We start from the raw sequence: 3,306 nt of genomic DNA, 5'->3' as shown, positions 1-3,306 counted from the left end.
CCCCCGCCGGTAGCCCGGATAAGGCGCGACGCGCCGCTATCCGGGTTTTACCACGATGGCTTTTTACTTGCTGTGCCAGTACGCCTGGGAACGCACCAGCTGCTGATCGATGCTCTCGTCTTCAAAGCGCGCCAGCAGCGATTTCACCACCGCGCCTTCGCCGGTCAGCCAGATAAAATAATCCTCCGCCGGTACCTTCACCTGCGCCAGACGCTCGGCGACGAAGGCCGGATTGTGGCCCACCACCCACTCGATGTTAAAGCCGTCGAGATCCGCCAGATAATCTTTATACGACGCATCGGCGATAGTAACGATGGCCGTCACCTGCGGCCTCGCCGGCAGCTGGCGTAATCCCAGCAGACGACGGAGCAGCGCCGGCATGCCGGACTCATCGCAAACATACAGCTGCCAGGCATAATCTTCCGGCACCACCAGCGAGCCACGCGGGCCGCCGATCACCAGCTTATCGCCCACTTTTGCTTCCAGCGCCCAACGGCTGGCGATACCGCCATCGTGGATATAGAAATCGTAAGCCAGCTCGTGACGTTCGGCATCGTACAGCGGCGTATAGTCGCGGGTGGCAGGCCGCACGCCTTCCCCCCAGTCAATCCCCTCCTCGGTCACCTGCGGCGGGGTAAATGCCGCGCCCGGCTCGGGGAAAAAAAGCTTGGTATGGTCGTCAAAGCCGTGAGAGGCGAAGCCTTCCAGCGCCTCGCCTCCCAGCACGATACGCTGGAACGCCGCGCCTGCGCGCTCCACGCGCAGCACCGTCAGCTCACGGAAACGCAGCTCATTGCGGACACGCTGCGGGTACTTGTCTGCTTTGGTTTTTGTCATCATCGATTGCCTTCGTGAACGGTAAATAGATATATCTAAACTTGATGCAAATGATAATGATTGCCAACTAAAAAGAATGCAAGTCTTTTTTTGATATAGTCAAAACAAACCGCATCAAAATCCACAGTCAGAAAATAATTACATATATATCAATAGATTAAAAAATAAATAGCAACCAGCATTGCGAAAATTCATTTTTTAGATATAAATTAGATATATCAAAAACAGCAGGAGGTAACCATGCGACATCATCATGAAGAGGGGCGTGGGCCACGCGGGCGCCACGGTGATCCCAGCGAACACGGCGACCATGGCCGCCGCGGCGGCGGACGTCGCCAGCGTTTCTTTGGCCACGGCGAACTGCGGCTGATCATTCTGGATATCCTCAGCCGCAGCGCCAGCCATGGCTATGAGCTGATCAAAGAGATCGAAACGCTTACCCAGGGGAACTACAGCCCCAGCCCGGGGGTGATCTATCCGACGCTGGATCTGCTCCAGGACCAGGGCCTTATCAGCGTGGAAGACGACAACGGACGCAAGAAAATCCTTATCAGCGAGGAAGGAAAACAGCTGCACGCCGAGAACCAGGAGCACCTGGCCCATATCCAGGAGCGCCTGCAGGCGCGGATGGTCGGCTGCGAGCTGCGCCGCGATCCGCAGATGAAGCGCGCGCTGGAAAACTTCAAAGCGGTCCTCGACCTGAAAGTGAACCAGCAGGCCAGCAGTGCCGCCCAGCTCAAGCAGATCATCGGCATTATTGACCGGGCGGCGATGGAGATCTCTCAGCTCGACTAAGCCTCTTTTTTCACCACCGGCTGCCCCGCGCTGGGGCAGCCCGCACCACGGCGGATCGCCCCGACCATTGCCGCCAGGCAGAAAATCTCGTCAGCTCAGGAATAAAACGTGCCAATAGTGGCGCAATGAGATTAAATTTTACACAATTCGTCTTTTACTTTGCATTTATCCCGATTTTCACCGCTTCTGCCGAACTGGCGTAATCCCTGCAATACTTAATCCAGTATCGTGTGATACGTCCGCCCCAGGAGCACATTTTGAACAGGTTACCTTCCAGCGCATCGGCTCTGGCCTGCAGCGCACACGCACTGAATCTCATTGAAAAGCGCACGCTTGATCATGAGGAAATGAAAGCACTTAACCAGGAGGTCAGGGAATACTTTAAAGAGCATGTGAATCCGGGGTTTTTAGAGTATCGAAAATCGGTCACAGCCGGCGGGGATTACGGAGCCGTAGAGTGGCAAGCGGGAGGGTTAAATACGCTTGTCGACACCCAGGGACAGGAGTTTATCGACTGCCTTGGTGGGTTTGGCATCTTCAATGTAGGGCACCGTAATCCAGTTGTGGTATCCGCCGTCGAGAATCAACTCGCGAAACAACCGCTTCACAGTCAGGAGCTGCTGGACCCGCTACGCGCGATGCTGGCGAAAACCCTGGCAGCCTTAACGCCCGGGAAACTAAAGTACAGTTTCTTCTGCAACAGCGGTACCGAATCGGTAGAGGCGGCCATCAAGCTGGCGAAAGCCTATCAGTCGCCGCGCGGTAAATTTACCTTCATCGCCACCAGCGGCGCCTTCCACGGTAAATCGTTGGGCGCGCTGTCGGCCACCGCCAAGTCGACCTTCCGCAAGCCGTTTATGCCGCTGCTGCCGGGCTTCCGCCACGTGCCGTTCGGCGATATCAACGCCATGCGCACCATGCTGAGCGAGTGCAAGAAAACCGGCGACGACGTCGCGGCGGTGATCCTCGAGCCGATTCAGGGCGAAGGGGGCGTGATCCTCCCGCCGGCGGGTTACTTACCGGCGGTGCGTAAACTGTGCGACGAGTTTGGCGCATTGCTGATCCTCGACGAAGTGCAGACCGGCATGGGCCGCACCGGCAAGATGTTCGCCTGCGAGCATGAGAACGTCCAGCCGGACATTCTGTGTCTGGCGAAAGCGCTCGGCGGCGGTGTGATGCCGATCGGCGCGACGGTGGCGACGGAAGAGGTCTTCTCGGTGCTCTTCGATAACCCGTTCCTGCACACCACCACCTTCGGCGGCAACCCGTTGGCCTGTGCGGCGGCGCTGGCGACGATCAACGTGCTGCTGACGCAAAACCTGCCGGCGCAGGCGGCGCAGAAAGGCGATATGCTGCTGGACGGTTTCCGCCTGCTGGCGCAGGAGTATCCGGACCTGGTGAATGAAGTGCGCGGGAAAGGCATGCTGATGGCTATCGAGTTTGTCGATAACGAGATTGGCTACGACTTTGCCAGCGAGATGTTCAGACAGCGGGTGCTGGTCGCCGGGACGTTAAACAACGCCAAGACGATCCGCATTGAACCGCCGCTGACGCTCACCCTTGAGCAGTGCGAACAGGTGCTGAAGGCGGCGCGCAAGGCGCTGGCGGCCCTGCGCGTTTCGGTCGAAGAGACATAATTCACACCCGCCCCCCCCCCCCCCCGGGGGGGGGGGG

Annotated in this window: 3 protein-coding genes; 2 read left to right on the top strand and 1 reads right to left on the bottom strand. The window is 58.2% G+C overall.

All coding sequences use genetic code 11. The features are described from left to right. Positions 1–63 precede the first annotated feature (63 nt). The gene (locus HMPREF9538_RS13285) at positions 64–840 is read right to left on the bottom strand and encodes a siderophore-interacting protein (RefSeq protein ID WP_009485178.1); all 777 of its coding nucleotides are present in this window, start codon (positions 838–840) and stop codon (positions 64–66) included. 237 nt (positions 841–1,077) lie between these two features. Between HMPREF9538_RS13285 and HMPREF9538_RS0127765 the strand changes: the two genes are divergently transcribed. Next, positions 1,078–1,632 (top strand): PadR family transcriptional regulator, encoded by a 555-nt coding sequence (locus HMPREF9538_RS0127765; RefSeq protein WP_002917718.1) that lies wholly within the window; start codon positions 1,078–1,080, stop codon positions 1,630–1,632. Between the two features lie 257 nt (positions 1,633–1,889). Then, positions 1,890–3,269 (top strand): putrescine aminotransferase, encoded by a 1,380-nt coding sequence (ygjG, locus tag HMPREF9538_RS13290; protein ID WP_020317101.1) that lies wholly within the window; start codon positions 1,890–1,892, stop codon positions 3,267–3,269. The last annotated feature ends 37 nt before the right edge of the window (positions 3,270–3,306 follow it).

The sequence above is a fragment of the Klebsiella sp. MS 92-3 genome (assembly GCF_000195655.1).
Lineage (GTDB): Bacteria > Pseudomonadota > Gammaproteobacteria > Enterobacterales > Enterobacteriaceae > Klebsiella > Klebsiella pneumoniae.
Note: the sequence above shows the minus strand (reverse complement) of the source record. Positions and strands in the feature narration are given on the sequence as shown.